Annotated in this window: 23 protein-coding genes; 20 read left to right on the top strand and 3 right to left on the bottom strand. The window is 58.5% G+C overall.

Annotated features, from left to right (window positions below; translation table 11 throughout):
- The first annotated feature begins 8 nt into the window (after positions 1-8).
- Entirely contained in the window at positions 9-689 is a 681-nt protein-coding gene (locus tag BACI9J_RS20815) for an HAD family hydrolase (protein ID WP_159736040.1), read from the top strand.
- 140 nt (positions 690-829) lie between these two features.
- On the opposite strand, the gene BACI9J_RS20810 is transcribed toward BACI9J_RS20815, so the two are convergent.
- Entirely contained in the window at positions 830-1,657 is an 828-nt protein-coding gene (locus tag BACI9J_RS20810) for a fumarylacetoacetate hydrolase family protein (RefSeq protein ID WP_159736039.1), read from the bottom strand.
- A 1-nt stretch (position 1,658) separates the two neighbouring features.
- Positions 1,659-2,594 carry a VOC family protein gene (locus BACI9J_RS20805; protein WP_159736038.1) on the bottom strand — a complete coding sequence of 312 codons (936 nt, stop codon included), beginning with the start codon at positions 2,592-2,594 and terminating at the stop codon, positions 1,659-1,661.
- Positions 2,595-2,711: 117 nt separating this feature from the next.
- Here BACI9J_RS20805 and BACI9J_RS20800 point away from each other — a divergent pair, with 117 nt between their 5' ends.
- From BACI9J_RS20800 to BACI9J_RS20755, 10 genes are all read left to right on the top strand, one after another.
- Entirely contained in the window at positions 2,712-3,497 is a 786-nt protein-coding gene (locus tag BACI9J_RS20800; protein WP_201296635.1) for an IclR family transcriptional regulator, read from the top strand.
- 405 nt (positions 3,498-3,902) lie between these two features.
- The gene (locus BACI9J_RS20795) at positions 3,903-5,066 is read left to right on the top strand and encodes a sugar ABC transporter substrate-binding protein (protein WP_159736037.1); all 1,164 of its coding nucleotides are present in this window, start codon (positions 3,903-3,905) and stop codon (positions 5,064-5,066) included.
- Between the two features lie 147 nt (positions 5,067-5,213).
- A complete protein-coding gene (locus BACI9J_RS20790; RefSeq protein WP_159736036.1) occupies positions 5,214-6,167 on the top strand; it encodes an ABC transporter permease in 954 nt (317 codons plus the stop codon).
- Positions 6,164-7,720: a sugar ABC transporter ATP-binding protein gene (locus BACI9J_RS20785; protein ID WP_159736035.1), complete on the top strand. Its 1,557-nt coding sequence runs from the start codon at positions 6,164-6,166 to the stop codon at positions 7,718-7,720. Before BACI9J_RS20790 ends, BACI9J_RS20785 begins: the two co-directional genes overlap by 4 nt.
- Positions 7,721-7,733: 13 nt before the next feature.
- A complete protein-coding gene (locus tag BACI9J_RS20780) occupies positions 7,734-8,726 on the top strand; it encodes an ABC transporter permease (protein WP_159736034.1) in 993 nt (330 codons plus the stop codon).
- Positions 8,727-8,788: 62 nt separating this feature from the next.
- On the top strand, positions 8,789-9,562 hold the full coding sequence (locus tag BACI9J_RS20775) for an SDR family oxidoreductase (protein WP_159736033.1): 774 nt from the start codon (positions 8,789-8,791) through the stop codon (positions 9,560-9,562).
- 94 nt (positions 9,563-9,656) lie between these two features.
- Positions 9,657-10,085 (top strand): cupin domain-containing protein, encoded by a 429-nt coding sequence (locus BACI9J_RS20770; protein WP_159736032.1) that lies wholly within the window; start codon positions 9,657-9,659, stop codon positions 10,083-10,085.
- A gap of 16 nt (positions 10,086-10,101) precedes the next feature.
- Complete coding sequence (locus BACI9J_RS20765) at positions 10,102-10,401, top strand: hypothetical protein (RefSeq protein WP_159736031.1); 300 nt, start codon at positions 10,102-10,104, stop codon at positions 10,399-10,401.
- Positions 10,402-10,443: 42 nt separating this feature from the next.
- Positions 10,444-11,595 carry a Gfo/Idh/MocA family protein gene (locus BACI9J_RS20760; RefSeq protein ID WP_159736030.1) on the top strand — a complete coding sequence of 384 codons (1,152 nt, stop codon included), beginning with the start codon at positions 10,444-10,446 and terminating at the stop codon, positions 11,593-11,595.
- 506 nt (positions 11,596-12,101) lie between these two features.
- On the top strand, positions 12,102-13,196 hold the full coding sequence (locus BACI9J_RS20755) for an NADH:flavin oxidoreductase/NADH oxidase (RefSeq protein ID WP_159736029.1): 1,095 nt from the start codon (positions 12,102-12,104) through the stop codon (positions 13,194-13,196).
- A gap of 188 nt (positions 13,197-13,384) precedes the next feature.
- On the opposite strand, the gene BACI9J_RS20750 is transcribed toward BACI9J_RS20755, so the two are convergent.
- On the bottom strand, positions 13,385-14,134 hold the full coding sequence (locus BACI9J_RS20750; RefSeq protein ID WP_159736028.1) for an IclR family transcriptional regulator: 750 nt from the start codon (positions 14,132-14,134) through the stop codon (positions 13,385-13,387).
- A gap of 153 nt (positions 14,135-14,287) precedes the next feature.
- On the opposite strand from BACI9J_RS20750, the gene BACI9J_RS20745 reads away from it, so the two are divergent.
- From BACI9J_RS20745 to BACI9J_RS20705, 9 genes are all read left to right on the top strand, one after another.
- On the top strand, positions 14,288-14,905 hold the full coding sequence (locus BACI9J_RS20745) for a nuclear transport factor 2 family protein (RefSeq protein ID WP_159736027.1): 618 nt from the start codon (positions 14,288-14,290) through the stop codon (positions 14,903-14,905).
- A 16-nt stretch (positions 14,906-14,921) separates the two neighbouring features.
- Entirely contained in the window at positions 14,922-15,752 is an 831-nt protein-coding gene (locus BACI9J_RS20740; RefSeq protein ID WP_159736026.1) for a sugar phosphate isomerase/epimerase family protein, read from the top strand.
- 166 nt (positions 15,753-15,918) lie between these two features.
- Positions 15,919-17,283, top strand: a complete 1,365-nt coding sequence (locus tag BACI9J_RS20735; protein WP_159736025.1) for an MFS transporter — start codon at positions 15,919-15,921, stop codon at positions 17,281-17,283.
- Positions 17,280-18,320, top strand: coding sequence for a Gfo/Idh/MocA family protein (locus tag BACI9J_RS20730; RefSeq protein WP_159736024.1), 1,041 nt, complete (start codon positions 17,280-17,282; stop codon positions 18,318-18,320). Before BACI9J_RS20735 ends, BACI9J_RS20730 begins: the two co-directional genes overlap by 4 nt.
- A 27-nt stretch (positions 18,321-18,347) precedes the next feature.
- Positions 18,348-19,169, top strand: coding sequence for a sugar phosphate isomerase/epimerase family protein (locus BACI9J_RS20725; RefSeq protein WP_201296634.1), 822 nt, complete (start codon positions 18,348-18,350; stop codon positions 19,167-19,169).
- 16 nt (positions 19,170-19,185) lie between these two features.
- Positions 19,186-20,100 carry a dioxygenase family protein gene (locus tag BACI9J_RS20720; protein WP_159736023.1) on the top strand — a complete coding sequence of 305 codons (915 nt, stop codon included), beginning with the start codon at positions 19,186-19,188 and terminating at the stop codon, positions 20,098-20,100.
- Positions 20,097-21,152, top strand: coding sequence for a maleylacetate reductase (locus tag BACI9J_RS20715; protein WP_159736022.1), 1,056 nt, complete (start codon positions 20,097-20,099; stop codon positions 21,150-21,152). Before BACI9J_RS20720 ends, BACI9J_RS20715 begins: the two co-directional genes overlap by 4 nt.
- 199 nt (positions 21,153-21,351) lie before the next feature.
- On the top strand, positions 21,352-21,735 hold the full coding sequence (locus tag BACI9J_RS20710) for a nuclear transport factor 2 family protein (protein WP_159736021.1): 384 nt from the start codon (positions 21,352-21,354) through the stop codon (positions 21,733-21,735).
- A 500-nt stretch (positions 21,736-22,235) separates the two neighbouring features.
- Positions 22,236-23,033 (top strand): SDR family NAD(P)-dependent oxidoreductase, encoded by a 798-nt coding sequence (locus BACI9J_RS20705; RefSeq protein ID WP_159736020.1) that lies wholly within the window; start codon positions 22,236-22,238, stop codon positions 23,031-23,033.
- Positions 23,034-23,393 lie beyond the last annotated feature (360 nt).

Raw genomic sequence — 23,393 nt, 5'->3', positions numbered from 1 at the left:
GTCGTTCAATGGATTCCATCTCGCAAGAAGCACTACGGGCGCAGTCACTGTCGGAAACGTATCTTGATGGCTGCTCGGGTCTCATATGGGACATGGATGGAACGCTCATCAACTCGGCGACGGTAGTTCCAGATTCGTTTATTGCCACAGTCCACGGCATCGGCGGATCCGTGTTTAGTCGGGATGAAGTGGTTGCGCTCTACTCCTTGGGGGAGCCCGCCGCGATGCTGGCGCATATGCTGGGCCGCCCCGCTTCCCCTGGGGAGGTCGACCGGTATCACTACGAGCTTTCGGAGCGCGCTCATGCCGCCAAGGCTTACCCTGAAGTCCACCGAGTCCTGGCGGATCTTCAAGGCATCTTGCCAATGGCAGTGTTTACTGGGGCCAGCCTAAGGGCCGCTGAGATTTTGCTTGAGGCCACTCAACTTCGGCAGTATTTCGCGGTCATTGTCGGTGGTGACCAAGTGCGCCACCCCAAACCGGCTCCTGACGGCATCCTTCGTGCCTGCGGCGACCTTGGCCTTGCCCCTCACGCTTGCGCTTACATCGGAGATGCCACGACCGACCTCGAAGCTGCTAAGCGGAGCGGAGCCCGAGCGTTGGCGGCGGGCTGGGGACACCTTTTCCGCCCCGAGAGCACCAGCGGCGAGATCGTGGTCAGGACGCCAGGCGATCTCTGTTCCAACTGATATGGAACCCGGAGCAAAGCCCTAAGGGAGTCCGTCGAGCGCGATGATCCGTCTTTACGAGCGCTTACCGCTGCCATGGCCTTGCAGTCTGTCCGCTGCAAGGCCATGGTGATCAGCGGTTCGGTACGCTGACGGGAACGCTACACAGTTTCTGCAATGATCTTGTTGTCGATGCGCCCGATTTTCTCGATTTCCACAGAGACGACGTCTCCTGGTTTCAGGAACACCTGGGGATCGCGACGGTAGCCCACTCCTCCTGGAGTCCCAGTCAAGATGACGTCGCCCGGTTCAAGCTCTGTGAACTCGGAAATATCCGCGATGAGTCTGGGGATAGTGAAAATCAGGTGGGAGAGGTTCGATTCCTGCATTACGTCACCGTTGAGGATCGTTCTGATACTTGCGTTGCTGATGTCGGCTTCATCTGGTGTGACAATCACGGGGCCCAGTGGAGTGCTTTTGTCCCAGGCCTTACCCTGTAGCCACTGGTGAGTCTTGTACTGGTAATCCCGCATTGTTACATCGTTGGCCACGGTATATCCCAGAACGTGCGAGTACGCCTCTTCCTGCGGGATCCGCCTGCCTCTTTTGCCGATGACTACCGCCAGCTCGCACTCGTAATCTACTTGGTGCGACTCAGCAGGGAGCGCGATGTCATCGTTGGCGGCCACAAGATTAGAGGCAAACTTTGGGAAGAGGACGGGATACTGAGGGATCTCTCTTCCTGTCTCGTTGATGTGGTCGTGGTAATTAAGGCCCACGCAAAGGATCCTGGCCGGACGCGGGCTGGCCGGCAGCAAGGTCACGGATGAAATTGGCGTACGCCCCGAGATGTCCCTCTCGGCAGAGGCCAGCTCGTTTGTGCCCGTGTCGGGGCCGATGCGGGTTACCCCCGACAAAGGGATGACGCTGTCATCCTCCAGTACCCCGACGTGATCATGGTTGTCTTTTCGATACGAAACGTAAGCCATGCTAGATGCTCGCCTCGCTCGTATTGCGCCATGTGGGAAGCTGACCGCCCCAAAGATTCACACTGCTGGGAACAGGGCTCCACTTCCGCGGCACATACGTGACATGGCTGTCGTAGAACTTTTCCATCTCAGCGGAGAGCTCGATGTGGTTTCCAGCCGGGTCATCGAAGAAGACGAACAAGTTGTTGCCCGGGCCGTGGCGCCCCGGCCCCCACGCTACGGGAACGTCTAGCTCCGTTAACCTGTCACACCAGGCTTTGAAATCCTCCCACTCGGCCAAGTCGTAGGAGTAGTGGTCGAGCACGCCAGGGGTGCCTACGTTGACGACAGCCAAGGTGTGATGATCCTTGTTGCTGCGAAGCCAGCAGAATCGGCCGTCGGCCAGCTGGTCACTGATACGGAAGCCGATCGTGTTGACGAAGAAATCGACCATGGCCTGAACATCGGAGGTTCCGATGGTGGTGTGCTGAAACTTGATGGGCCGGCGGCCCGGGTCAGCAAGACTCTCCCCTTGGCGCCAGACCGCAGAGTGGAAGTGGACCGGGGTGCCGTCGGGGTTGGTAGTTGTGAGACCTTCAACAGGTCCGTCGGCAAAATCAATGTACGCCGGGTCAAGCTCAGAGACTTCATGTCCCTTTTCCTTCAGTCGAGCCCGGATGCCCTCCAGCCCGTCTGCATCGCGAACTTCGAACCCGAAATGCGCCAGTCCCTGATCCCCGGGGATCAGATCCATGACGTGGTGCCCGGTTCCCCAGCCCAGCCTGACGCCGCCATTTGGAAGGTCGGCCTGCCGGACCAGACCAAGAACATTCGCGTAAAAGGCTTCGGCTGCCGGTACATCCGGCACGTAAAAGCCAATGTGTGAAACGGAGGTTCGCCGAAGGATGCCGGCGTTTTCGGTTTCCTCTAATACAACTCGGGTCGGACGATCGACCATGACAGCTCCTTTGGGTCGTTGTATCGAATAGCATGACACTATACGCGAAAAATGATACATGAGAAGCCTTGCCTCGTTCTGGCAAGGCAATGTCCGCAGGAAAACTAGGATGTAGATGTGGCAGAGGACCGAAAGACCTACAAAGATGGCAACAGTACGGCGGATCGCGCTCTGACGATCCTCGGTCTCTTCAGCGATGCCAGGGCCACGATTTCTGCAACTGAAGTTGCGTCAGAACTTGGGGTCACCCGGTCCACCGCCTACCGCTACTTGCAAACCCTCGTAGGGTCGGCGTTTCTTCAGGAAGGACCGAAAAGCGGCTTCAGGCTCGGCCCTCGGATTCTTGAACTGGCGCGCATAGCGCGCCGGGGGAACGGGCTGTCCGATCTGGCTTTGCCGAAAATGGAAGCCTTGGCCATCCAGTTCCAGCAGACGGTGCTGCTTACCGGCCGTAGCGGACCCGCAGTCATCTGCCTTGAGTGCGAGGAGTGGTCGGGACAGTACGTCCGCTTCTCATACGAGCGAGGCAGTCGTCTCAGCATCAACGCCGGAGCCGCAGCCTTGACGCTCCTCGCATGGCTTCCCGAAGAGGAGGTCCGGGCACTGCTTTCCCGGGAACCCCTCCAGCGCTATTCCCCCCATACCCTGACCGACATCGACTCCATCGTGGACCGTCTGGCGCAAATTCGCAGGGACGGGCACTCCATCACCCGGGGTGAAGTGGACGCGGAAGCGATGGGCATCGCCGCTCCGGTTTTCGGGCCAGGAGGGGACGTCGTGGCTGCCTTGAGTTTCGTTCTACTTCAATCACGTCTCCCAGAAGAACAGCTGCCCCGCATGACTGAGGCGCTCAAATTTCAAGCGGCAGAACTGACCAGGTCCTTGAACCTTTACGCGGGCTGAGCGCCCCTGCATGATCACAACCTGCGCCCCGGCCTTCCAGCGAAACATCTTGATCCTGACGGCGGCAAACCCCCATCGAAGACACACCGCTTAATTTCGAAAATATGTTGACTGCACTGATTTGCCCTGATACTTTCGGAAATGGGTCGGTGCAAGACAGATCACACCGCACCCACAAAGGAGTGGGTTGGATGCAAAATGTCGATGCCAGATTTGCACTCTTCCGCTGACTGCGGACTTCGTTCCCGGGTTGTTCCAATGGATCTTTTCCATAGACCCAGAAGCACACCGGAGTGTGCCGGAAAGTTGGCGACTTACTCCCAGTTTCTGACGCAGAACACGCAGTGTTCTCAGCGTCCTTCCCCGTTCGCGGGCCAGATCAGGCCCCAAACCTTAAGAGGCTGTATGTCGAATCCGTCTTCACCACAGCGTCGGCGAATTTTCGCCCTCGGCAGCGCTGTTGCTTTGCTGGGCATGTCGCTGGTCGCATGTTCCCCTGGTCCGGGCGCCGACGGCAGCGCGGCCGCTTCAGAAGCTTGCAGCGCAACAGTCAAACCCGAAGATGCAAAGCTGATTCTCGGAGTGGGCGATCTTTCGAGCGCCTACTGGCAAGAGGTCATCGCAGGGGCGCGAGCCGTCGCTGATTCCGTTGATGTCGAACTTACGGTTTATGAAAGCAAGTTCGATGGCCAGGCCATCCTGAATACTCTCACTTCCGCCCTGGCTGGGGGAGGGGCCGGTACGGGAATCATTGTTGATCCCACTTCGAATGCTTTTACAAAACCGATCGTGGAGGCGGCACAACAGTCGGGCGCTCGGATCGTCACGCTTTGGAACCGCCCAACGGACGCTCATCCCTGGGATTTCGGCGGGGGGTGCTGGGTGGCCCACACTGCTTTTGACGGAGTGGATGAAGGTGCTCAGGGTGCCGGCAACCTGTTCAACGCCATCGGGGGGACCGGAGACATTGTGGCTTTGCAGGGCGTCCCGGACGCCCCCTCCAACAAACAACGTATCTACGGCCTTCACCAGACTTTGGAAAAGAACCCGGAGGTGAACCTTCTGGATACACAGACTGCCAATTGGACGGCAGCGAACGCGCAGAGCGCGGTCAACGCACTCTTGTCCAAGTACCCCGGCAAGATAAAGGGCATTTTCTCAGCGAATGATGACATGGCGGTCGGAGCTGTTGAGGCACTCCGAAGCAAGGGCCTGGCGGGGAAAATTTTTGTAACCGGTTCCGACGGCTCTTCCGACATGCTGGGCCTGATTAAAAAGGGCGATGCGTTGTCCACCGTGAAGACCGATGCCTTCGGTCAGGGCGCCTATGGTGCAGCCATTGCCTACGCGTCAATCATCGGGGACATCAAGCCCTCCGAGCTGACCCATGAGCAGCGCGATTTCTACCTGAAGCAGCAGGTCGTCACCCGAGACAACGTAGACGCTGCCTTGGCGATCGGTGCGAATTTCCGACCCGCCGACTACACCTACGACAAGCTCAAAGACGACCTCTGGGGTTCAGTCGCCAGCCCCATCAATGATGACACCTGGATCCCGGACGTACCCTGATCCAGCTTTCCCGGTCGGGTACCGGGGCCTCACCTAAGTCACACACCGTAAGAAGGAACAAGGATGTCGACCGAAGCAGTTAGAACGAAGCCGCCTAAACAAGGGTCGGCGCCAAGTAGTCGCGGGGGTTTCACCTCCAAGGGCGGTATGCTCCGCGGGAATGCCCTCTACGGGCCGATCGGCATCCTTGTTCTCCTACTCATTGTCTTTTCGCTGATCAACCCCCAGTTCATGACTCCAGGCAACATGGTGGCCATTGTGGACGCTGCGGCAGTACCTGTCGTAATCGCAGTCGGACTGACCTTTGTAATCCTCATGGGCTCAATTGACCTTTCAGTTGAAGGAGTGATGGCTACTGTCAGCATCACCATCGCCTTGATGCTGAGAAACAACGTTAATGCCCAGGACTTCGGAATGTGGGCGCTCGTTGTTGGATTGGGCATCGGTCTGGCTTTCGGGCTGGTCAACGGACTTGTGTACACGAAATTGCGCCTGCCGTCGCTGATTGTGACCCTGGGAACCTGGTTCATCGGACTTGGCATCGGCAGCTTCCTTTTTCCCGGCAACCCCCCTGCGATCCAGGACGAAGCCTTCCGCTCACTCTCACTGACCAGGTGGCTGGGTCTGGAGAGCTCGGACTTCATCGCTTTGGCAGTTGTCCTCGCCGGAATAGGGATCCTGCGCTTCACCCGTTTCGGAAGGATGTTGTACGCAATTGGAGGGTCGGAAGAACTCGTCGCCCTTGCAGGCGTCAGAGTGGCGCGTTATAAATTGATGGCCTTCGTCCTCGCCGGCTTTCTCGCATCTCTTGCGGCCATCATGATGACTGCCAAGCTCGGCATCGGAAACGTGGGGGCCGGAACCAATCAGCTATTCCCCGCCATCAGCGCTGTTGTAGTTGGAGGCACCCTCCTTAGCGGAGGCCGGGGCAGCATCGGGCAAAGCGTCATTGGTGTGCTGATCCTGACAGTACTCGGAAACGGGATGATCCTTTCTGGGGTCACGCCTTACATTCAGCAAGCAGTAGTAGGCGTCATCATCGTCGTCGCAGTAGTGGCAGCCAACTGGCGCAGCCGCCGACCTTTGAGGATCATCAAATGAACGAGACAGTACCTGGCCCCGGCACAGGTGCCACGACCGTATTGCGAGTCTCAGGGCTCAGCAAGAAATACGGTCCGGCATATGCCCTCAAAGAACTCGATCTCGAGCTAAAAACGGGTGAGGTTGTTGGCCTCATCGGACAGAACGGGGCAGGAAAATCAACGCTACTCAAGCTCCTTACCGGAGTAGAGCAACCCGACCACGGCAAAATTGAGCTTCACGGACGTCCGACAACACTGCGCAATGTAGCAGACGCAGGCATGAAGGGCATCGGTATTGTCTTCCAGGAGCAGTCCTTGGTGCCGAACCTTACCGTGGCCGAAAACCTTCTCTTGGGCCGTCAGTCCGCAGCCACCGCTGGCGGCATTCTGCGCTGGAGCCAAATGAGGGAGGAAGCCCAGCGTTACCTGTCCATCGCAGGCAGCTCTGCAAGCCCGGATGCAGTCATTGAGGACCTTTCCTTCGTCGACCGGCAATCCGTTGAACTGGCGAAGGTGCTTGCGCTTGAAGAGAGTGTGGACGGCCCCCTCATCATTTTGTTTGATGAGCCGACCAGCGTCCTCACCGCTTCCGAGATCGAAGGCCTCTTTAGTCAGATTCGGCGGCTTCGCTCTCGCGCAGCAATCGTGTTTGTCAGTCACCGCATGGACGAAGTCCTGGCAGTCTCGGATCGTGTGCTGGTACTCCGCGATGGTGAGAAAGTAGCCGAGCATTCGCGTGCTGACGTCGACGGAGACGACCTCTATCGGCTAATGGTTGGCTCCGAACGGGCGGATAACTACTACTACCAAGACGAAAGCGCTGAAAAAGCTTCCACCGACACCCCAGTAGTGCTCTCGGCCCAAGGTTTGAGCCGCAAAGGCTCGTTCAGAAATCTGTCCTTCGACCTACATGCCGGTCAGATCATAGGCATCGCGGGGGTAATCGGCTCCGGGCGCGAATCTGTCTGCCGCGCTTTGTACGGCGCAGATCCGCTGACATCCGGGCAGCTGAAGCTTGACGGGACGGCTGTTGAAATTCATACGCCTTCCGACGCTGTCCGCAAGGGCATTGGCTTTATCCCAGCAGAACGCAGGGTCGAAGGCATGGTTACCCACCGAAGCGTCACGGAAAATCTGGTACTCACAGCGACGCCCTCCCTTAGCTGGAAGGGCCTCTTGCGGAGACCCAAAGTTGAACGCCGGCTCGTTGCAGACTGGGCAAGGCGCCTCAAGATCAAGATGGACTCGCCATCCATTGAAATTCAACGCCTCTCTGGAGGAAACCAACAAAAGGTAGTGCTCGCAAAATGGCTTGCACTGCCGCACCTAAGGGTCCTGATTTTGGACCACCCGACGCGAGGGCTCGACGCAGGAGCAAAAGGCGACGTTTACCGAGCCATTAGGGACGCCACCAAGGCTGGAATCGGTGTGGTGCTGCTCTCCGACACGCTGGAGGAACTGATGGGCCTGGCCGATCAGGTCGTAGTGATGCGCGACGGAGTAGAAACCGGGCGATTCGACCTTCAGGACGACGAACCCAGCTCGGAAGACCTAGTACGGCTGATGGTGTGAGGAAGGACCTAAAATGACAACAACATCACCTGCGGCAATCTCCAAAGGAACCCCGCTTCTCATACGAATTCGGCGCTGGAACGGACTGGGAGGGCTCCTGCCCCTTGTCCTTCTCATTGCCCTCTATTTCTCCATCAGTATCAAATCTCCCGGCTTTCTCTCAGCCGGATCGATGCAGTCCGTCGCAACCCAGGCCGCTCCGTTGGTCTTTTTGGCGGCCGGACTGACGCCCATCATTATTCTGGGAGGCATCGACCTCTCCTTGGCGGCCCTGACAACTTTGTCATCCATCCTGATCGTTCAACTCCTCCCGCCGTTGGGCCTCGGAGGTCTCTTGCTGGTTCTCCTTATTACGACTGCTTTTGGCGCCGTCGTGGGTTTCATCCATGCCGTTGCCCAAGTCCCGTCGTTCGTGGTCACACTCGGAGCATTTGGTCTTTACGGCGGGCTGGCACTGCAAATCTCCAATGCCACCAACCAGCCCCTGACCAAGCACCTCGACCTGGTCACCTGGACCACGTCCTACATCGCAGGTATTCCCGCGTCCTTCGTGGCGGCTGTCGCCTTCGTGATCCTCATCTGGCTGGCCATGACGTACCTTCCGTTAGGCCGCTACACCTACGCAGTCGGCGCCAGCGAGTCAGCTGCCCTTATGAGCGGGATACGCACAGTTCGACTCAGGGTGGGCCTTTTCGCTCTCGCGGGACTCTCCGCCGGCTTGGCCGCATTGCCCCTCGTAGGGCGTACCACCTACGGCTCGCCCAGCCTCGCCAATACACTTCTCCTGCCGACCATCGCTGCCGTGGTCGTTGGGGGAACCGCAATCTCAGGTGGGGTTGGAAGCGTTTTACGGAGCCTGGTCGGTGCCCTGATTGTGACAGTTGTCCAGGTGGGTTTGGTCGTCGTCGGAGTAAACGCCGTCCTTCAAAACGTCGTGTTTGGAGCAATGATCGTTATCGCGGTCGCTCTCACCACGGACAGATCAAAACTTCCAACCATCAAGTAGACGCAGAACACCGGCGGTACCGGTAGCGATTCTGCCCCTAAGCGCACAAGCAAAGGAACGACATGCGGTTTAAAGGCCAGTCAGCAGTAGTCACGGGTGGAACCCGGGGAATCGGCCGTGCGATCGCGAGCCAACTGGCGTGGGAGGGCGCATCTGTTCTCTTGACAGGTACGGATGGTGCCCAAGCCGAGAAGATTGCGCAGGATATTTCTTCGGAAACAGGCGGATCTGTCTGGGGAACTCGATGCGAAGTCTCCGACCAAGAAAGTGTCCGTACTCTGGCCGAAACAGCGAAACGGCTGTTCTCGACCGTAGACGTCCTTGTAAACAACGCCGCTATAGCTCGCCGGAACCGGATCGGTGATATCACGCTCAGCGAATGGAACGAGGTCATGGCGGTCAATGCGACTGGCACGTTCCTGGTGACCAGAGACGTTCTCCCTCTTATGACAACCGGGTATGCCTCAATCGTCAATGTATCGAGCCAATCCGGCAAACGAGGCGAAGCGCTCCTGAGCCACTATGCAACATCAAAGGCCGCTCAAATCTGCATGACAAAGAGCTTCGCATTGGAGCTGGCGCCAGCCATCAGGGTAAACGCCGTCTGCCCGGGATACATAGAGACAGACATGATCTTGGAGCACTACGAGGTGCAGGCAGGCCTTCGCGGACTGAAACCAACAGACATCAAGGACGAAATGCTGGCCCGGATACCCCTTGGGCGCATGCAGGAACCCCACACCATTGCCGACCTCGTGCTCTTCCTCGCGAGCGATCAGGCCCGAGACCTTACAGGCCAGGCGATTAACATCTCCGGTGGCATGGTCATGGACTGACGCCGGCGCACAAATCAGCCAAAACCCAACACGCTCACAACCACTTCTCCTCGTACCAGAGGGATCTGTGGAACCGGCAAGAAAGATAAAAAACATGTCGACAGTAATAACGGGCCACACAGACAACGCAGGCGCTGTTCTTGGTGTGCATGGCGGCGACGGCGTCATGCTTTGGGCACGCCTAGCTACCGGAGCCCACCTGTACAGCGACTGGGATGGCGTCGAATGGGTCGCCTTGGAACCTGGCGGCCGGGCAGGACTTCACACTCACAGCCACACCGAGGAAATCTGGTTCTTCCTCAAGGGCAGCGGATACATGGAGCTCAATGGAACTCGCCACGATGTTTCGCCGGGAACCCTAGTCCTCACACCCCTGCATTCCCAGCATGCGGCCTGGAACACGGGCAACGAGCAATTGGAATACATCGTCATCGAAGTATTTCCCCCTGAAATCAGTAGCAAAATTCCCCCTCGGCGACCCACCGAAGAAGACGACAGCGCCACCGGCGCCTCGAAGAACTAACGAGAGGACTTGAATTATGACTGGATACGTCGGACAGCTGGAGTCGGGACAGACTTTGTCCGCCAAGCCCTACTTTGAAGGCCCTTGGCGTGAATTTTCTCGCCAGACAATCCCGGAAGGCAGCGATCATACTTTTGACGCTGTCGATGGCGAATATGCAATTTTCATCATGTCAGGCGAAGGCAAAGCCACTGTAGGTTCCACTACCCACGCCATCACTCCGGGATCGGCGCTGACCGTTGGATACAGGGCAAATGTCAAGATCTCCGCCCTCTCCGGCGACGTGGAAGTCTTTGTCACCACCCTGAACGTTTGACCAGTCCTCTAAGGACGCCCATTAGGTATAGGAGTACTTCTGTTGAATCGTCTACGCATCGGCTTTGTCGGGGCAGGTGCAATCAGCCTCCGACTCATGCCCCATTTCCAAATTGCGGACACTGCCGAGCGCGCCCTGGTGACCGCTGTTTGTGACCCTGTCATTGAACGAGCTGAAGCAGCTGCCGACAAGTTCGGTGCCCCTGGAGCCAGAGCATACGCCTCACTGACAGAGATGTTGGCGTCGGATGATGTGGACGCAGTGTCGATCGGTTCACCGATCGGCCTTCATTATGCCCATGCTCTTGAAGCAGTTAAGGCCGGTAAGCACGTCCACGTCAATAAGACAATGACGGTCACCAAAGCCGAAGCGGACATCCTCATTGCTGCGGCCAAGGAGTACAACGTTCGGATCGTCGCCTCACCGGGGGAGATGCTTCGTCCTCACAACCGGGAAACGAAGCGGCTGATCGAGTCAGGAGCAATCGGCAAGGTTTCATGGGCGGCCTGCGGGGCTGCCTTCGGAAACTATCACGAAGATGAACCAGAACGACAGGGGAGTGATCCCCTAAACAATGTCGATCCCAGCTGGTACTTCCGGGTCCCGGGAGGGGGGCCGCTTTACGACGTCACGGTCTATGCCCTGCACGGACTGACTGGTGTCCTTGGCCCTGTCAAACGCGTTACAGCTCTCTCAGGCACGCTTGTGCCTGAACGACTGGTCAACGGCAAGCCGCTGAAAGTCGAAGCGCACGACAACACCTTGATGCTGTTGGACTTTGGCGGAAATACCTTCGCGATGGCATTCGGTACAGCTGCAGGAAGTCTCACCCCCGGCGTCGAGTTCGATTTCTCTGCTCGCTATTACGGCACTGATGGCGAGATTTGGGGCCTGACGATGAACGGTGAACCCTACGATTATCCTGGGCGGGAAATCGCACTTACCGCACCGGACAAGGGCACTCAATCCAACTTTGGCGGTAACGAGTGGATCCTTCCGCACATATCCCCTGAACACCGCGATCTTTCCGAACACCACGTTTTCGAAGATCTGATGCAGCTGGTGGATTGGGTGCTCGACGGAACGCCATCTCCAGCCACCGCTGAGCACGCCCGGCACGTCATCGACGTAATTGAGTGTGCATACCGGGCAGCGGAAACGGGAATGACGCAAGTAGTAACGACGTCCTTCTAATGCATGCAGCGACTTACGGTCGGGGCACTGTCGAACCTTAAGGCGCAGGAGTGCAGCGGGAAACGGGCAGCAACGTTTCCCGCTGCGCACTTTGAGATCGATTGCTTCGCGGCGTGGCTGCCTGATGACCTGAGCTGCCAAGCAGAGCCCCGCAAATCAGTACGTGCCCAAAAGCCCCGCCACCGCATATCAGTTTCAAGGAAAACCAGTTGTCAAAGTCTGCAGAAAATTGGACCATCGAGATCACCGCAGGTAGCCGACAGATCCTCGATAAGAAGATCACAGAGGCCGAGTCCATTGCACGTAACCGTGCGATAAGCGAAGGGCAACGAGGAATCCTCGTTGCCCGGCACGCGGCGGGCAAAGTGACGGTATCCCTTAGCGAGGACGTTCCATACGGTTGCACTCACGAAACTCAGTGCTGGTGAAATCACAGAGTGTGGAGCAAGTCTGCTTTTAGACGCGGGCCAAATCAAGCTCCACCAGGCAGTTTTAAGGATCAAGACTTGAGCAATCTCTTCCGCCCCTTGCGCCTTAGGGGACTAGAAATTCCCAATCGCGTGTGGATGGCACCAATGTGCATGTACTCCGCGTTGCCAGAAGGCCCTGAGGCTGGCGTCCCCACTGATTTCCATCTGACCCATCTGGTCAGCCGCGCCTTCGGGGGCGCAGGGCTGGTCATGGTCGAAGCAACAGCGGTCCGTCTGGACGGCCGCATCAGTCCTTGGGACCTGGGGTTGTGGAACGACAAGCAGGAACGCGCCTTTGCCCGTATTGCCAACGCGCTTTCCGCCCACGGGACAGTGCCGGCTATTCAACTCGCCCATGCAGGGCGCAAAGCATCAGTTGCTAAACCATGGGTTTCTTCCGGCCCGGTCCAAAAACCTGATGGTGGTTGGACGTCAGTTGGGCCGAGCCCAGAAGCCTATGAAGGGCTGCCAGCCCCTGAGGAGCTGACAAAAAACGACATTGAGCAACTTGTAAGCGACTTTTACCGCTCAGCACAACGGGCCGCTCGAGCCGGATTCCAAGTCGCGGAAGTTCACGGTGCTCATGGATATTTGCTCCACTCCTTCCTGTCACCCGCCTCGAATAAGCGGACAGACTCCTACGGCGGCAGCTTTGAAAACCGCCTGCGTTTCCCACTCCAAGTCGTTGATGCCGTTCGAGATGCTTGGCCAGATGATCTACCTGTCTTCTTCCGCGCCTCCGCAACCGACTGGTTGTCAGAGAACCCTCGGGAAGAGCGAATCGGTTGGACCTCGGAAGATACAGTCCGCCTGGCCCGGGAGCTTCAATCTCACGGAGTGGATCTGCTGGACGTTTCCAGTGGTGGCGTGGTTCGTGATGCCCTCATACCGTCAGAACCCGGCTATCAAGTGGGCTTCTCCGCTAAAGCGCGCACGGAGGTAGGGGTACCTACTGCTGCCGTCGGCCTCATCACCGATCCTCATCAGGCTGCTGCCATCCTCCACAACGGCCAAGCCGACGCCGTCTTCCTTGGACGGGAGCTCCTGCGAAATCCTTACTGGCCGCAACATGCAGCGAGGACTCTGGGCGTAGAACCTGTTTGGCCAGAGCCCTACGCTTACGTCGTCTAGACTGAGAAATTCCTCCCGGATGTACCCCTGAAGCGACCCGACTGAGACGAATGGGCGCCGAAGCCCTCCTAAAACGGTTCATGCGCTACCTGCGGGCAAGGCCTGCCCGCGGGGAGTGAACCCTCCCAGCATGCCACCAGCGTGCAGCTGAGCTCCGCGCGCCACCTGACGTGCACCTGCTCCCGGCATCAGCCCATTGAACGGGCGATTCCTAGCGCCGCAGTCCGTACCGCGGGCACCAACCTGTCCAGCGCGGTATGGGAGTGAGCCACGATTCCCAGGGCAGCGCGAATAGTGCCGTCGACCTTGAGAATCGGCGCAGCGACCGAAACCGCTCCCAACGTCATCTCCTCGAGTGAAAAGGCAACTCCCCCTTTTCGCACACCGGCCATGGCTGCCACCAGGCGGCCCGGTTCCGTAATCGTGTAGGCAGTCAGCCTGGGTAAGCGCGTGTCCAGTAATACCCTCAAAAAATCCTCCCCGGCGAAGGCCAAGAGCGCTTTCCCGACTGCGGTCGCGTGCAGCGGCAGGTGCCCGCCGACATGCGTCTTAGTGGGCACAGATTTGTTGCTATTGATCTTTTCGATGCACAGTGCATGCTGATCCTCTAGAACGGTCAGCTGAATATTCTCCTGCGTCGCTTGGTACAGATCATGCATGTAAGGCACAGCGGACTCTCTCAAATCACGTTGGCGAGGAGCCAACGAACCGACTCTCCACAAATGCATGCCGACCCGGTAGCGGCCGTCACTGAGCAATTCGAGACCTCCCCAGGCGCAGAGCTCTCCTATAAGGCGGCGGGCCGTCGAGACCGGAAGCCCGCTACGCCTGGCTACCTGCGTCAGCGTTAACGCCGGATGAGCCACATCAAAACAATCGAGCACCATGAGCAGTCGCCGCGAAACTGTCTGTCCAGGAGTGGTTATGCCGCCAGCCATGTGACCAGACTAACAGGGATTGCCACTCAGTGGCAGCGAAAGGTTGGCAGCGAAAGCTGCAGGGAGCAAGATCGGTGTATCGAACAACGAGGAGTCCGTTGGACTTTGTAAGTTCACTTTTTACTGAAAGCCCCAGCATTTAGGAGTTAAGGCATGTCGGAAAACGCTGACGATAGGTTTGCCCTTCGCCAATTGGTCGAAGATTGGGCAGTCTGGCGGGATGCGGGGGACTGGGAGCGCTTTGCCACTGTGTGGCACTCCGAGGACGGTTGGATGACAGCGACTTGGTTTCAAGGGTCAGCAAGGGACTTCATCAAGCTCAGCCGTGAAGGCTTTGAGTCTGGAGTAAATATTTCGCACTTCCTCGGAGGGCATACCGCCGACATCGTTGACGGACGCGCTATTGCCCAGACGAAAATGACCATCAACCAGCGCGCGACCGTTGATGGGGTGGAAGTAGACGTTGCTTGCACAGGAAGGTTTTATGACTTCTGCGCCCGAGGTGCGGACGGATGGAAGATCGTTCGCCGGCAGCCCATATACGAAAAGGACCGCTTGGACCTGGTGGATCCATCCGCCCAGCTGACCATCGATCCTCAGCTGCTTACCCAGTTCCCCCTCGGCTACCGATACCTCGCCTACGTACAAACCAAAGCCGGGTTCACAGTGAAGTCCGGACTTCCAGGCCTGACCGGTGACGCCGTCCTGCGGCTTTACGATGAAGGCGCTAGGTGGCTCGCCGGAGCCGCATCACCCGGCGACCCCCACTAGGGCTGGTCCTGACACCATGTTCACCTTGACCTGCCGCGCAAGCACGCTTCGCCCCGCGAGCCTCCCAGAACGCATCAAGGCAGCCTCAGAAGCAGGCTACGCGGGCTTGGGATTGCGGCTGCAGGACATCCGCAACAGCGGAATCGACTACCCGGAGATCCGTAAACAACTCAGCCGGCACGGTTTAAGCATTCTGGAACTAGAGCACCCTTGGAATTGGGTCTCCCGGGCTGTTTCCGAAGACGAAGAGGAAATCTACCGGTTCACCGATGCTATAGGAGTCCGACAACTCAACGTCGCCACGTTTGGGGAAGCGTCAACCGAGGTCGTATCCGCCGCTTTTGGCAGGCTCTGTGATCGGGCTGCCGCCCACGGGCTTCTGGTAGGTCTTGAATTCCTACCGTTCAGTTTCATCCGAACACTGCCACAGGCATGGGAAATCGTTCTCGCCGCAGACAAGGACAACGGCGGGATCCTCTTGGACATCTGGCACTGGCGGAGATCCCATGCCACGTTCGATGACCTGGCAGGAATCCCTGCCGAACGCATCACGTCACTTCAGTTATGCGATGTCCGGCAGCCAGAACCGCTGTCAGACCTGCGCCACGAGGCTCGTCATCACAGGGAACTGCCAGGAAAAGAAACCATTGATCTCGTTGCCGGTCTCGCCGCGCAGGGTATCAGCTGCCCGGTCTCCGTTGAAGTGTTCTCAGACCTACTCGACACCCGGCCTTCCGTGCAAACCGCAACAGCGTCAGCGGAGGCGGGAAACTGGGTTCTTGAAAAGGCCGGCAGGATCGACTGCCCTGATCTGAAACCTATCCGACGAAAGCGGCACAGGAACTAGCAGTCCGATGATGTGCTGCTGCCGGAATCAAGACAGCCTCACAAAGGCAGCGCTGGAACCAGACAGGAAATCAAAGAGAGTTTGCAGACCAGCTACAACAACGCATTTTCACAATGAAACTTAGCCGGTTGTCGAGGATGACAGCCACTGTCCAAAGGAGGACAACGTGCAAGAACAACGACGTGATCTTCAAGAGGTGATCGACGGCTCCAAAATCGGAAGCCTGCAACGGCGAGTACTGTTCCTGTGCTTCGGAGTGCTGGTCCTGGACGGAATCGACGTCTCATTGGTCAGCTACATCGCTCCCTCACTCATGTCCGACTGGGGCCTCACGAAAGCCGAACTCGGGCCAATCGTTACGAGCGGGCTGTTCGGCCTTGCGATCGGGTCACTGATCGCCGGCCCGCTCGCTGACCGGCTCGGCCGCCGACGGGTGATCATCGCATCTTTGATCCTTTTCGGAGTCATGAGCGCGGCCACGGCGCTGACGAATGATGTGGTGTGGTTCTCCATTTTTAGGGTTCTGACCGGTTTCGGCTTGGGTGCCGCCATGCCGAATGCAACGACGCTTGTCTCTGAATACGCGCCCAAGCGACGGCGCAGCGCCATGATGGCCTTTACCTATTGCGGGATGACGCTTGGAGCGGCCATCTCCGGTTACCTCACCACCTTGGTTCTTCAGGTCTTGACCTGGCATTGGATGCTCGTGCTCGGCGGCATCTTACCGCTGCTCTACGTCGTTGTAGTGGCATTCGCCCTACCGGAATCACCGAAGTTTCTCGCCCGTCAACAGGGCAGCACAGCTGCCCTGTCCGGGTTGATGCAGAAGATCTCCTCAGGCCCCATCCCTGCCGGCACCCAGTTCACTCTCAATGAACCCCCAGGCGTAGCCAAGGTCCCTGTCGTCGGTCTACTTACCCGTCAATACCGGATCGGCACGGTGACGATCTGGATCGGCTTTATCGCAGCCTTCTTCATCGTGTACCTCATGAACAGCTGGCTGCCGATCCTGATGACCGACGTCGGATTCTCTCTTGCGGCCGCCGCCACCATTGGGCTCCTCCTCCAAGCCGGAGGCACCATCGGGAATATTGCCATCGGCTGGCTCATGGACCGCTTTGGCCTTCACCGGACTGTGGCTTTGGGCATGGCCTGCGCCGCTGTGATGCTCATAGCTATCTCCATCGCCCCCCAGGACGTTGTCGTAATCGGCATCCTCATCTTTATTCTGGGCATGTTCACGAACTCAGTTGCCACCGGGTTCCCCATCCTCAGTGCCAGCTTCTACCCAACAGCCATCCGTGCCACAGGAACCAGTTGGGCAACGGGCATCGCCCGGTTTGGGGCAATCGCCGGGGCAGCGGCCGGTACGGCGCTCGTCGCAGCGGGGCTGACCTACCAGCAGGTGTTCCTTTCGCTGGTGATTCCGGCTGGAGTCTCCATCGTCGCCGTTGTCGTGAAGGCTCGCCGTCAGGCCAAGGAGCCAGCCCAAGACACCGCACCTACCCGCGTGAAGGAGGAAATCCTGTGAGAACCGCGCAGCTCAATATAGGCATCATCGGTGGCGGTGTCATGGGTACAAAGCATGCCTCCATCATCAATGCCGAAGGCACCGGGCGGGTAGTTGCCGTCGCAGACCCTGTCAGTGACAGACTGGCGACTTCGCTCGGCGTACCGAACCACGTCGATTACCAGCATCTGCTTAGTATGCCTGGCCTGGATGCGGTTGTCGTGGCAAGCCCAAATGACCAGCATGTAACCACAGCGCTGGCCTGCCTGAACCGCAGTATCCCGGTGCTGCTCGAGAAGCCCGTGGCATCATCGATCGAAGAGGGCCAGAAACTGGCGGCAGCGCTGGAAGGCATATCCACGCCGATACTTGTCGGACACCATCGGCGCCATAACGCCGCCGTCACGGCCGCGCAGTCATTCATCCACGACGGCGGACTCGGGCGCATCGTAGCCGTCAACTCCCTGTTTCTTAGCCGGAAACCCGAAGACTACTTCAACCAGGCGTGGCACCGGCTAAAAGGAGCCGGTGTGCTGCTGATCAACCTGGTGCACGACATCGACCTGCTGCGATATCTCTGCGGTGACATTACCCGGGTTGCGGCCATCACCTCATCAGGTTCGCGAGGATATGAGGTGGAGGACACCGCCGCCGTTACCGCGGAATTCGCCAGCGGGGCACTCGGAACATTCATCGTTTCGGACAGTGCCGCATCACCGGTCAACTGGGACCAGGTATCCGCCGACGACACGAGCTTCCCACGGCACCCCGGCGTAGACACCCACCTCATCACCGGCACCAAGGGATCCCTGACATTGCCGCAGCTAACCCACTACTACTACCCGGACGACGCCAAGGGTCACTGGAAGATCCCCATGGCGGCACAGAGCCTGCCTGCAGCGGAAACTGAGACCTACGCCAACCAATGGAAACACTTCCTCGATGTCATCGACGGAACCGCAGAACCCATCGTGTCCGTGACTGACGCTCTGCGGACGATCGAAATTGTCGAAGCCATCAGAGCAGCAGCGATTGATGGAAAAACAACAGCCATCTAACCTACGGACAAGGAAAGAGAACACCCCGTGCGCCTCGCATACACGATTGAACCCGCCCCGCTCGCACTAGGCGCGATGTGCTTCCGCGACCGGCCCTTCGCTCAAATCCTCCAAGCGGCAAGCCAAAGTGCCTTCGACGGCATCGGACTCACCGTAGGACAGTGCATTTCAGCCCTCGAGCGCGGCATCCCAATCAACGAACTCGGCAAACGAATAGAAGACGCTGGACTTGTGGTCGCAGAACTGGAGCTCGTCCGGCTCTGCGACGACGGCCCAACCAGGCACGCCAATTCTCTGGTCGAAGACCTCATCGAAGCCCTACACCCTGACCGTGTACACGTCGCAGCCTTCACCGGAGACCCGTCTCTCGCTGCCGACGAGTATGCGGCCCTGTGCCAACGACACCCGAACACCCCGGTTGCCGTCGAATTCATGCCCTACTCAGTGATCAACGACGTTCAAGCTGCACAAAAGCTCGTCTGCCACGCCGGCACATCCAACGCATCCATCGTGCTCGATGTCCTCCATTTCTTCAGGTCAGGCGGACAACTCAAGCACATCGATGCCGAACTCCTCGAGCGCGTAGCAGTCGTCCAGCTGTCCGACGTCGGCCGCCGGCCTGGCGTGGAGCTGGCACGGGAAGCCCGACAGCTGCGAACCTACCCGGGCAGGGGATCCCTTGACATCATCGGTTTCCTGCGCACGATTCATGAGACTCAGGCGCCGTACCCGCCGATCAGCGTCGAACCCATTTCCAATGCGCTGGAACTGCTTCCGATGGAAGTGGTTGCAGAGGAGGTCATGTTCACGACTCTTCAAGTATTGGAACGTGCGGGATGGATCCGTTGAAAGCGTGCGCACAATTATGAGTACCGAATCCGGAACTGAGTCCCTTACCTCAGCTGTCCTTGAAAGTTTTGCGGAGACCCCTAATCAACGGCTCAAAGAAATCCTAGGGAGCCTGACCAAACACCTGCACGCTTTCATCGCCGAGGTGGAGCCCTCCATTGAGGAGTGGGAGGCAGGCATCGACTTCCTCACCGCCACCGGGCAAAAATGTGACAGTGTCCGGCAGGAGTTCATCCTGCTCTCGGACGTGCTCGGGGTTTCAATGCTGGTCGAAACCATCAACGACGCGGAAACACCCGATGCCACGGATTCAACTGTGCTTGGCCCGTTCCACATGGTCGAATCCCCGAAACGGGGACTTGGCGAAAATATCTCGCCTGAGAGCGAAGGGGACATCTGCGTCGTCAGGGGGCGGATCCTCTCAGTCACAGGACAACCGATACCACGGGCGAGTATCGATGTCTGGCAAGCAAACATGGAGGGCTTCTACGACGTCCAGCAGCCAGGCATTCAGAGCATCGGCAACGGGCGTGGCCTCTTCACTGCAGACGACAATGGGGAGTTCTATTTCCGCAGCGTCGTTCCCAGCTACTACCCCATACCCACAGACGGGCCGGTTGGTGATCTGCTGGCGGCCACCAACCGCCACCCCAATAGGCCTGCGCATATCCACTTCATCGTCGCCGCTCCCGGCTATAAGGAACTGACAACCCATATCTTCGTAGGCGGCAGCGAGTACATCGAATCGGACGCGGTGTTCGCTGTAAAGGAATCCCTCATCAAACCCTTCACCACCAACACGGACCCGGACGCAGCAGCTGCCTTCGGCGTGAACTCCCCCTTTGTCGAAGGGCTTATCGACATCGTCCTGCATCCCGAAATCCACGCCCACACCCCCACGCACGAAACCACCAAGGAGATTGTTCGATGAAGGACTTCCGGTATCAGGCCCTGCCGATGCGTGTAACGTTCGGCGCAGGTTCGCTCAAGACGCTGCCTGAGGAAGTTCGTACTCTCGGACTTCAGCGTGTGCTTGTGCTGTCAACCCCATTCCAGGAAGACCTGGCACGGGAAGTCTCAGAGCAGCTTGGCGACCTAAGCGCCGGCGTACATGCAGAAGCAGAGATGCACGTCCCGATTGAATCAGCCCGCCGGGCACGAGAAGTCGCAAAATCGGCAGGCGCCGACGGATACGTCGCAGTCGGCGGGGGCTCCACCACAGGTCTGGGGAAAGCCATAGCCCTGGAGTCTGGAGCGCCCATTATCGCGGTGCCCACCACCTACGCCGGCTCGGAAATGACCCCCATCTGGGGCATGACCGAAAAGGGCGAGAAGAAAACCGGCCGCGACCCGAAAGTGCTACCCACCAGCGTCATCTACGACCCGGATCTGACACTAACCCTGCCAGTGGGTATGACCGTGACAAGCGGCTTCAATGCCATCGCACACGCAGTAGAAGCCCTCTACGCCCCGGACGGCTCGCCCATCATTTCCCTCATGGCTGAAGAAGGCACCCGTTCCCTGGTCAACGCCCTGCCGCTGATCGTGAAAGACCCAACCGGCACGGACGCCCGCTCAGAAGCCCTCTACGGTGCCTGGCTCTGCGGCGCCACCCTCGGGGCAACCACAATGTCCTTGCACCACAAGCTCTGCCACACCCTAGGCGGGACATTCAACCTGCCGCACGCCGAGACTCACACCGTCGTCCTGCCCTACGCCCTTGATTACAACTCCGCCCATGCCCCTGAGGCACTCGCTGCCCTGCGGCGCGCCACCGGTGCCGAGAACCCGGCAGCTTACCTGCGAGAGCTGAGCCTGGAACTGGGCGCGCCGTCATCCCTGCGCGAACTCGGGCTGACGGATTCCGACGTGGAAACAGTAGTCAACATGGCCACCCGCAACCCCTACTCAAACCCACGTGAAGTAACCGCCGAAGGAATTCGTGGCCTGATCACCAAGGCCCTGAACGGCGAACCGCTCTAACAGTCCCGCGGTCCAGGGCGATCTGGGGGGGCACCATGGGCACCTTTGACCACACAACAGCGGGCCGAAGTTGCCGTTTCCGGCGACTCCGCCTGCCTAAAAGCAGATCACCCGACGTGAAGCAACACCAGACTTCGAACCTCCACCGGTACGGAGCAAGGCACCTGCGGGGCTCAGTAGCAACTCAGAAAGCAGACAAATGACAATAGAAAACAGCCCTATAGAGGCAGAGATACGGGCGCTGGAGGACCGCAGGTATAACGCCGTGATTCGCGGGGACTTCGACACGCTCGAAAGCCTCTTCCATATCCAGCTCGTCTACACCCATTCCCGCGGCGATCGAGATACACTTGCCAGCTACCTGACCAAACTTCGCCAAGGCTTTTACAAGTATCACCGCATCGAGCACCCTATCGACAACATCCTGCTAGTTGGCGACACCGCCATAGTAGTTGGCGAAATGAACGCTGAGCTCAGCGTCAACGGTACGGCCAAGACCCTCACAAACAATGTGATCGCCGTCTGGACCAAAGACAGCGGAACCTGGAAATTATTGGCCTATCAACCCACTCCCCGATCCTAGAAGCCCCGGCGTCACTCGTAACCACGTTTGGAGTATGCCGGCCGGGAAGAAAGGGAGATTGAGAACTTCAACCGCCAGATCCAGCAGAACGGGGCTGAGTTGCAGCCAAGGGACCGGATCACTACATATCTCCCTGAACGCCCCCGGACTTTCCTGGGCAATTGCCGACGGCAAGACGGAGAACTCAAGCGTCGTCTGGGTCAGGCCGAATGTTGATTTTCGTCGGGCCTACCATCACAAGGAGCGATCTTTCATCCTGCCGGCCAGGGAGACGTTGGCCGCGGACAAGTGGAAAGAGTGAAGATATGGAAGTCTCCCCAATACCCCTGCTTGACTTGAGACAGCTGGTTGGCGGAATTTCCTGTCCAGGACGCCAGACTTCGGGGCCCTACAAGCTGCAGGGGCGACAAGCGTGACGATGAATCTCTACAGAGAGACCGTGCTCGAGGGGCAACTCTCGTGAAAGGCCCCCGACATAGCACCTAAGCGAAGGAAAACAAGTGGATCTTCAACTAGCAAGCAAGAGAGCCATAGTGACAGGGGGAAGCCGTGGCATTGGGTTCGCTGTAGCCGAAGCATTGGTTGCCGAAGGAGCGCACGTAGCACTAGTTGCCCGGGGCCGTGAAGGCTTGAATCAAGCCAAGGCCTTGCTTGCCCGCCATAACGGTAAGGTCTTGGCCATTTCCGCTGACAGCAACGATGACCCTGCGGTTAGAGAAGCGGTCGCCTCCACTGTCCGCGAATTTGGTGGCGTGGACATCCTGGTCAATGCCGCCGCACGTCCGGGCAACCCCTTAACTGCACCGGCCCTGCAGGACCTCACCGACGACGACTTGCGCACCGAGGTGGAGACCAAGGTCCTCGGCTATCTACGCTTTGCCCGAGCCGCTGCTCCCCACATGGCACGGCAAGGCTGGGGGAGGATCATCAATATTAGCGGCCTGGCAGCGAGACAAACGGGGCTTACCTTTGGTTCCATCCGCAATGTAGCTGTGGCCGCAATGACCAAGAACCTGGCCGATGAACTTGGGCCTGCAGGAATCAATGTAACCGTCGTGCACCCGGGCTTTGTGATAACGGAACGTACCCCGATGTTAATTGCTGCGCAGGCAGCATCAAGTGGCACGAATGAAGACGAAGTTCGGGCCGTCATTGCTTCAAGAACGAGCATCGGACGCTTGGTTACCGCTGCAGAGGTCGCAAACGTTGTGGCTTTCCTCGCCTCTCCTAGGAGTGTTTCGATCACGGGCGATGCCATCGCTGTTGCCGGTGGCGTCCCCGGGCCTATCCACTACTAAGCTGGGCGATCCTACACTGCCCGTCCATATTGGAAGGGCAGGAGACGTCGATAGAACGGTTGCTCGTGCTCGTCAGTCTTCCTCGGAAGCGCACGGCCGCCTCCAGGACTAAGCAATCTACTCGTCCTACGTAAATGTCGGTAACCGATCTTCTGTAAGGCTGGGGGAGTGGGTGAGCTTTGGAGTGCGCTGTCAGAATTTGCCGCGGCAACCGGGTCCGACCGGCCATCAGCATTGCCAAGTGTCGGTGACACAACTGCGCCAACCGTCCCATTTGGGCTCGAACACTGTGTTTCTGTGCAGGGCGTCGGCGGGAGGGATGGCTTCTATCGCTTTCGCCAACGCTAGGGAAATAGGTGG

Source organism: Arthrobacter sp. 9V, from assembly GCF_902506065.1.
GTDB lineage: Bacteria > Actinomycetota > Actinomycetes > Actinomycetales > Micrococcaceae > Arthrobacter.
The sequence above is the reverse complement of the archived record's forward strand: the minus strand, read 5'-3'. Positions and strand labels throughout refer to the sequence as shown.